This is a genomic window from Streptomyces sp. OR43 (assembly GCF_008042275.1).
In the GTDB taxonomy this organism is placed as follows: Bacteria; Actinomycetota; Actinomycetes; order Streptomycetales; family Streptomycetaceae; genus Streptomyces.
The window spans coordinates 2,187,340-2,195,081 of sequence record NZ_RDBK01000043.1 but is presented as its reverse complement, the minus strand read 5'-3'; the positions used below and the strand labels follow the sequence as shown (position 1 = coordinate 2,195,081).

Sequence of the window (7,742 nt, the reverse complement as noted above, 5' to 3'; positions counted from 1 at the left end):
ACGTTCGTCCCGGCCGATCTGAAGCCCGACCCCGAGGTGACCACCGCGCTCCCCGTCGGGCTCACGCACCCCGGGCTCCCCGTCGCCGCTGTCGTGCACCTCGACCCGGAGCTGCCCCTCGTCCCGCAGCCACAGCACCAACCGGTACCCACGCCCGGGCGGCACCCCGTGCACCAGCGCGTTGGTGCACAGCTCACTGACACACAGCACCACGTCACCCGCCATCACCTCGCCGAACCCCCAGTCGGCCAGCGCACCGCGTACGAACTCCCGGGCCTCCCGGACCGACCGGCGCTCCCGCCGGAAGAACCGCTCGCGCAGCAGCGGGAGTTGCATCGTCTCGTTCATGGAACGATCGTCACACTCGGTGACTATGCTGTCGCAGTGCGCGCGCCCGTACACATTTCTTGTACGGGTCGGGCGCGCGTGAAGTACGAACGCGGGCGGGAAGTGGGGACCGTATGCAACCCAGGAAGCGGCAGCGCAAGAACGCGTCGGCGATGAGGCTGGTGGGCGCGCTGGTCGCCCAGTTCCGCACCGCCGCCGGGATGACCCAGCGTCAACTGGCCGAGCAGACCTGCACCCAGCCGGAGACCATCGCCTCCATCGAGCAGGGCAGACGCGCCCTCCAACCGCCGCTGGCGCAGCGCATGGACGCCCTGCTGGAGACGAAGAAGGCGTTGGCGACGGCGGTGGAGAACATGCCAGAGGTGGACCTGATCCCGGCGTGGGCGGAGGAGTACATGGACCTGGAGCGGAGCGCGCTCGCCCTTTGCTTCTTCGCCAATCAGGTCCTGCCGGGTCTGCTCCAGACCGAGCGCTACGCACGGGCCGTGTTCGGCAGCCGAGTGCCCACATTCAGCAGGGCGGAAATCGACGCGCATGTCGCCAAGCGTCTGGACCGGCAGGAAATCCTGCACCGAGACGTGCCGCCCACCACCAGCTTCGTCATCTCCGAGGCCATCGTCCGGGACCGCCTCGGCGGCGACGACGCGTATCGCGAGATGCTGCACCACCTGCGGACCTACGCCGGAACGCCGGGCATCACGCTCCAGGTCATGCCCCTGGCCCGGACCACTCACGCGGCTCTCGACGGCCCGTTCATCCTGCTGGAAACACCGGACTATCAACGCATCGCCTACACCGAAACTCAGCGCGGCAGCCAGCTCATCTCCGACCCGGACGAGATCAGCATCCTCTCGCAGAAATATGCGATGCTGCGAACGCAGGCCCTCAACATCGAGGACACGAAAGGCCTGTTGGACCGGCTGCTAGGAGAGTTATGAGCACCGCACGTGAGTGGTTCAAGTCCAGCTACAGCGGCAGCGACGGCGGAGAGTGCCTCGAAGTCGCCTACGACTGGACGAAGTCCAGCTACAGCGGCAGCGAGGGCGGCGAATGCGTCGAGATCGCCGCCCACCCCGCCGCCGTCCACGTCCGCGACTCCAAGAACCCCGAGGGCCCCACGCTCACCCTCGCCCCCACCACCTGGACGGCCTTCGCCGCGCACATCGGCTCCTGAGCCGCCCGGTTGTCAATGGCCGCCCCGGCCTCCGTCAGGAGCGCCGCAGCTTCTGCGCGACCTCCGTCGCCCAGTACGTCAGGATCATCTGCGCGCCCGCCCGGCGGATGCCGGTCAGGCTCTCCAGGATCGCCGCGTCCCGGTCGATCCAGCCCTTCTCCGCAGCGGCCTCGATCATCGCGTACTCGCCACTGATCTGGTACGCGGCGACCGGCACGTCCACCGAGTCGGCGACCTTCGCCAGGACGTCCAGGTACGGGCCGGCCGGCTTGACCATGACCATGTCCGCGCCCTCTTCGAGGTCGAGCGCCAGTTCGCGCATCGACTCGCGGAGGTTGGCCGGGTCCTGCTGGTACGTCTTGCGGTCGCCCTTGAGCGAGGAGCCGACGGCCTCGCGGAACGGGCCGTAGAACGCGGAGGAGTACTTCGCCGTGTACGCGAGGATCGAGACGTCCTCGTACCCGGTCTGGTCCAGCGCGTCGCGGATCACGCCGACCTGGCCGTCCATCATGCCGCTGGGGCCGACCACATGGGCGCCCGCGTCGGCCTGGACCTGGGCCATCTCCGCGTACCGCTCCAGCGTCGCGTCGTTGTCGACGCGGCCGTCCTCGGTCAGCACGCCGCAGTGGCCGTGGTCGGTGGTCTCGTCCAGACAGAGGTCGGACATGACGACGAGGTCGTCACCGACCTCCTCGCGCACCGCGCGCAGACCGAGCTGGAGGATGCCGTCCGGGTCGGTGCCCGCCGTGCCGCGGGCGTCCTTCTTCTCGTCCAGAGGCACGCCGAACAGCATGATCCCGGAGACGCCGGCGGAGACCGCGTCGACGGCGGCCTTCCGCAGGGTGTCCAGGGTGTGCTGCTGCACGCCGGGCATGGCCGAGATGGCGACGGGCGCGTCGATGCCCTCACGGACGAACGCGGGCAGGATCAGGTTCGCCGGGTCGAGCCGGGTCTCGGCGACCATCCGCCGCATCACGGGGGTCGTCCGCAGCCGTCGGGGGCGAGAGCCGGGGAAGTTTCCGTACACAGTCATCCTTCGAGACTAGACCCGCGCACATCACCGGTTTACCGACACCCGGGCCGGAAAAACCCCCGCCGCTGCGGACGGAACAGGGCCGGCCGGATTCGAACCGGCGTCTTCCCACATGTCGTGAGGGCGCGACGACCACTGCGACGAGCCCTGCTCCGACGGGGACGCCACACGCCCGCCGGACCGCTTCGCGAGAAGAAAAGGGCGGGGCCCGGCCGCTTCACGAAGAAGCAGCCGGGCCCCGCACGCACCACACCGGACGGATCAGGTCGTCGTACGACGCCTCCGCGCACCCGGACGGCGCTCGCTCGGCCGCGTCACCGGGTCACCGGCCTCCTTCGCCGCGTCCCGGCGCTGCGCGCCGAACTCGGCGAGGGCCTCGGCCAGCTTGTGCACCGAGGGCTCCGGCGACAGGACGTCGACGCGCAGGCCGTGCTCCTCGGCGGTCTTCGCCGTGGCGGGGCCGATACACGCGATGATCGTCACGTTGTGCGGCTTGCCCGCGATGCCGACGAGGTTGCGCACCGTCGAGGACGAGGTGAACAGCACCGCGTCGAACCCGCCGCCCTTGATCGCCTCACGCGTGTCGGCGGGCGGCGGCGAGGCGCGGACCGTGCGGTACGCGGTGACGTCGTCGACCTCCCAGCCCAACTCGATGAGCCCGGCCACCAGCGTCTCGGTGGCGATGTCGGCACGCGGCAGGAAGACACGGTCGATCGGGTCGAAGACCGGGTCGTACGGCGGCCAGTCCTCCAGCAGACCCGCGGCGGACTGCTCGCCCGAAGGCACCAGGTCCGGCTTCACACCGAAGTCGACCAGCGCGGCGGCGGTCTGCTCGCCGACGGCCGCGACCTTGATCCCGGCGAAGGCACGGGCGTCGAGCCCGTACTCCTCGAACTTCTCCCGGACCGCCTTCACGGCGTTGACCGACGTGAACGCGATCCACTCGTAGCGGCCCGTGACCAGGCCCTTGACCGCCCGCTCCATCTGCTGCGGCGTACGCGGCGGCTCGACGGCGATCGTCGGGACCTCGTGCGGCACCGCGCCGTAGGAACGCAGCTGGTCGGAGAGCGACGCCGCCTGCTCCTTCGTACGCGGCACGAGCACCTTCCAGCCGAACATCGGCTTGGACTCGAACCACGCGAGCTGGTCGCGCTGGGCGGCGGAGCTGCGCTCCCCGACCACGGCTATGACCGGCTGGTGCCCGTCCGGCGACGGCAGGATCTTGCCCTGCTTGAAGACCTGGGCGATCGTGCCGAGCGTCGCCGTCCAGGTGCGCTGGCGCGTCGTCGTACCGGCGACCGTCACGGTCAGCGGGGTGTCGGGCTTGCGGCCCGCCGAGACCAGCTCGCCGGCGGCCGCGGCCACCGCGTCGAGCTGCGTCGAGATCACGCACGTGGAGTCGCTGGCGCCGACCTCGCTCCAGCAGCGGTCCGAGGCGGTACGGGCGTCGACGAAGCGGACGTCCGCGCCCTGCGCGTCGCGCAGCGGCACCCCGGCGTACGCGGGCACGCCCACGGCGTTGGCGACGCCCGGCACGACCTCGAACGGAATGCCCGCGGCGGCGCAGGCCAGCATCTCGCCGCCCGCGTTGCCGTCGAGGCCGGGGTCACCGGAGACGGCACGGACGACCCGCCTGCCGCCCTTCGCGGCCTCCATGACAAGATTGACCGCATCCCTGAGAACGGGAACACCGGCGGCTGTTGACTGCGCGTCAACAACCGTCAGCTCAGGCGTGCTTACGCCTGCCCGCGCATGGCAGCGGACGACGCCGAGAACGTCTGGCTCGGCGACAAGAACGTCCGCGCTCGCAAGCGCCTCGACGGCGCGCAGAGTCAGCAGTCCCGGGTCGCCGGGACCGGCGCCGAGGAAGGTGACGTGCCCTGCGGACAGGACCGGATAATCGGATGCGGCGTGGCCGGTGGGGCTCAAAGTGCTCGCTCCCCCATAAGACCGGCCGCACCCTTGGCGAGCATCTCGGCCGCGAGTTCGCGACCGAGGGCCGCCGCGTCGTCGTGCGACGTGGGGACGGGACCGGTGGTGGACATCTGTACCAGCGAGGAACCGTCGATGGAACCGACGACACCGCGCAGGCGCAGTTCGTTGACAGCCTGGCCGTCGGCCAGGAGGTCGGCCAGCGCACCCACAGGTGCGGAGCAGCCGGCCTCCAGGGCGGCGAGCAGGGAACGCTCGGCGGTCACGGCGGCCCGGGTGTACGGGTCGTCGAGCTCGGCGAGCGCGGCGGCGAGGTCGGCGCTGCTGGCAGCGCACTCGATCGCCAGTGCTCCCTGGCCGGGAGCGGGCAGAACGGTGTCGACCGACAGGAAATCGGTCACCTCACCACTCCGTCCGAGGCGGCTGAGCCCGGCCGCGGCAAGTACCACCGCGTCGAGTTCACCGCTTCGTACAAATCCGATACGCGTATCGACGTTGCCGCGGATCGGCACGGTCTCGATATCGAGGCCGTGACTGCGGGCGTACGCGTTGAGCTGCGCCATGCGGCGCGGCGAGCCGGTGCCGATGCGGGCGCCGGACGGCAGCTGCTCGAAGGTCAGCCCGTCGCGCGCCACCAGGGCGTCGCGCGGGTCCTCGCGCACCGGCACGGCGGCCAGCACGAGGCCCTCGGGCTGCTGCGTCGGCAGGTCCTTGAGCGAGTGGACAGCGAAGTCCACCTCGCCGCGCAGCAGCGCGTCGCGCAGCGCGGCGACGAAGACGCCGGTGCCGCCGATCTGCGTGAGGTGCTCGCGGGAGGTGTCCCCGTACGTGGTGATCTCGACGAGTTCGACGGCGCGCCCGGTCACCTCGCTGACCGCGTCGGCCACCAGGCCGGACTGCGCCATGGCGAGCTTGCTGCGCCGGGTCCCCAGCCGCAGCGGCTGGGTTGACCCCGCGCCCAGGGGTGAGTTGTCGGTCATGACCGCCCTCGATTCGGGTCGTTCAGGTCTGCCCGGGAGACGGCGGCGACCGTCTGCGGGTCGAGGTCGAAGAGTTCCCGCAGCGCATCGGCGTACCCGGCGCCGCCGGGCTCGCTGGCGAGCTGCTTGACCCGCACGGTGGGCGCGTGCAGGAGCTTGTCGACGACGCGGCGCACGGTCTGCGAGATCTCGGCGCGCTGCTTCTCGTCCAGGTCGGGGAGGCGTCCGTCCAGGCGTGCGATCTCGCCCGCGACCACTCCGGCGGCCATCGTGCGCAGGGCGACGACGGTGGGAGTGATGTGGGCGGCGCGCTGGGCGGCACCGAAGGCGGCGACCTCGTCGGCGACGATGCTGCGCACCTGGTCCACATCGGCGGCCATCGGGGCGTCCGCGGACGCCTCCGCGAGCGACTCGATGTCGACGAGGCGCACACCGTCGAGGCGGGCGGCGCCGCCGTCGATGTCGCGCGGCATGGCGAGGTCCAGCAGGGCGAGCCGGACGGGGCCGGTGGACTGGGCCGGGATCCGGCGGACGGCGCGGGCCTGCGCGGTCGCGGTGGCGGAACCGTTCTCCACCCATGCGGCGTGCTGCTCGTCCGGCTCGACGGGCGCCGCCGTGACGGACGCGGCGGGCGCCTCGTACGCGGGGGCCGGGTCGAGCCCGAGCGCTCCGGCGACGGCCTCGGCGCTCAGGACGAGGCCGGTGGCGCCGGTGCAGGAGACGACCACGTCGGCACGTGTCAGTTCGTCGGAGACCGCGGCCATGTCGACGGCGTGGGCGGCCACGCCGGTGCCGTCGGCCTGGCCCAGGATCTCGACCAGGCGGTCGGCGCGGGCACGGGTCCGGTTGGCGACGACGATCTCGGCGACTCCGGTACGGGCCAGGGTCGCGGCGGCCAGCGAGGACATCGAGCCCGCGCCGATCACCAGGGCGCGCTTGCCCTTCGCCCAGGCCTCGGGGTCGCGGCCGTCGGCGAGCTGTTCCAGGCCGAAGGTGACGAGCGACTGCCCGGCCCGGTCGATCCCGGTCTCGCTGTGGGCGCGCTTGCCGACCCGCAGGGCCTGCTGGAAGAGGTCGTTCAGCAGCCGGCCGGCGGTGTGGAGCTCCTGCCCCAGCGCCAGCGCGTCCTTGATCTGGCCGAGGATCTGGCCCTCGCCCACGACCATCGAGTCCAGCCCGCAGGCCACCGAGAACAGGTGGTGGACGGCCCGGTCCTCGTAGTGCACATAGAGATACGGAGTGAGCTCGTCCAGGCCGACGCCGCTGTGCTGGGCGAGCAGCGTGGACAGCTCGGCGACGCCCGCGTGGAACTTCTCCACGTCGGCGTACAGCTCGATGCGGTTGCAGGTGGCGAGGACGGCGGCCTCGGCCGCGGGCTCGGCGGCGAGGGTGTCCTGCAGCAGCTTGGCCTGGCTGTCGGCGGACAGCGAGGCCCGCTCCAGCACGGAGACGGGGGCGCTGCGGTGGCTCAGCCCTACGACAAGGAGACTCATGCCGGCATCACGGCGGGCATGTCCCCGTCGGGTCCCTTCCGGCTGCTGGTCGCGGCGCGCACGGGCGGCGCGGCCGGGTCCGGGCCGCTGTCGGCGGACGCGGCGTCCTCGCCGGCCTTGCGCTGCTCGTGGAAGGCGAGGATCTGCAGCTCGATGGAGAGGTCGACCTTGCGCACGTCGACGCCGTCGGGCACCGAGAGCACGGTCGGGGCGAAGTTCAGGATGGAGGTGACGCCCGCGGCGACGAGCCGGTCGCAGACCTGCTGGGCGGCGCCGGGCGGGGTCGTGATCACACCGATCGAGACGCCGTTCTCGCTGATGATGCGGTCCAGGTCGTCGGCGTGCTGGACGGGGATCCCGGCGACCGGCGTACCGGCCATCGCGGGATCGGCGTCGATCAGCGCGGCGACCCGGAAGCCGCGGGAGGCGAAACCGCCGTAGTTGGCGAGGGCCGCGCCGAGGTTACCGATGCCGACGATCGCGACCGGCCAGTCCTGGGTGAGGCCGAGCTCGCGCGAGATCTGGTAGACGAGGTACTCGACGTCGTAGCCGACGCCGCGGGTCCCGTACGAACCGAGATAGCTGAAGTCCTTGCGCAGCTTCGCGGAGTTGACTCCCGCCGCCGCGGCGAGCTCCTCGGAGGAGACCGTGGGGACCGAACGCTCGGAGAGCGCGGTCAGCGCACGGAGATACAGCGGAAGTCGGGCGACGGTGGCCTCGGGAATTCCTCGGCTACGGGTCGCCGGTCGGTGATTTCGGCCAGTTGCCACGGTGCTCCTGCG

The 7,742-nt window shown here is 71.5% G+C and carries 8 protein-coding genes and 1 tRNA gene; 2 read left to right on the top strand and 7 right to left on the bottom strand.

Going from position 1 to position 7,742, the window contains the following annotated elements:
- Positions 1 to 348, bottom strand: a 348-nt coding sequence (locus tag EAO72_RS28740; protein ID WP_148022095.1) for an ATP-binding protein, incomplete at its 3' end; no start/stop codon positions are given.
- A gap of 152 nt (positions 349 to 500) precedes the next feature.
- Between EAO72_RS28740 and EAO72_RS28735 the strand changes: the two genes are divergently transcribed.
- Positions 501 to 1,286: a helix-turn-helix domain-containing protein gene (locus tag EAO72_RS28735; RefSeq protein ID WP_261991658.1), complete on the top strand. Its 786-nt coding sequence runs from the start codon at positions 501 to 503 to the stop codon at positions 1,284 to 1,286.
- Positions 1,283 to 1,522 (top strand): DUF397 domain-containing protein, encoded by a 240-nt coding sequence (locus tag EAO72_RS28730; RefSeq protein WP_148020062.1) that lies wholly within the window; start codon positions 1,283 to 1,285, stop codon positions 1,520 to 1,522. Before EAO72_RS28735 ends, EAO72_RS28730 begins: the two co-directional genes overlap by 4 nt.
- A 34-nt stretch (positions 1,523 to 1,556) precedes the next feature.
- Here EAO72_RS28730 and hemB read toward each other — a convergent pair whose 3' ends face one another.
- The 6 genes from hemB to EAO72_RS28700 form a co-directional block, all read right to left on the bottom strand.
- A complete protein-coding gene (gene hemB / locus EAO72_RS28725; protein WP_148020061.1) occupies positions 1,557 to 2,555 on the bottom strand; it encodes a porphobilinogen synthase in 999 nt (332 codons plus the stop codon).
- A gap of 77 nt (positions 2,556 to 2,632) precedes the next feature.
- A tRNA-Val gene (locus EAO72_RS28720) sits at positions 2,633 to 2,704 on the bottom strand.
- A 112-nt stretch (positions 2,705 to 2,816) separates the two neighbouring features.
- Entirely contained in the window at positions 2,817 to 4,484 is a 1,668-nt protein-coding gene (locus EAO72_RS28715) for a bifunctional uroporphyrinogen-III C-methyltransferase/uroporphyrinogen-III synthase (RefSeq protein WP_148020060.1), read from the bottom strand.
- Positions 4,481 to 5,467, bottom strand: a complete 987-nt coding sequence (gene hemC / locus EAO72_RS28710) for a hydroxymethylbilane synthase (protein WP_148020059.1) — start codon at positions 5,465 to 5,467, stop codon at positions 4,481 to 4,483. Before hemC ends, EAO72_RS28715 begins: the two co-directional genes overlap by 4 nt.
- On the bottom strand, positions 5,464 to 6,960 hold the full coding sequence (locus tag EAO72_RS28705) for a glutamyl-tRNA reductase (RefSeq protein ID WP_148020058.1): 1,497 nt from the start codon (positions 6,958 to 6,960) through the stop codon (positions 5,464 to 5,466). The genes hemC and EAO72_RS28705 overlap by 4 nt, the downstream gene beginning before the upstream one ends.
- A complete protein-coding gene (locus EAO72_RS28700) occupies positions 6,957 to 7,730 on the bottom strand; it encodes a redox-sensing transcriptional repressor Rex (protein WP_148020057.1) in 774 nt (257 codons plus the stop codon). The genes EAO72_RS28705 and EAO72_RS28700 overlap by 4 nt, the downstream gene beginning before the upstream one ends.
- Positions 7,731 to 7,742: the final 12 nt, after the last annotated feature.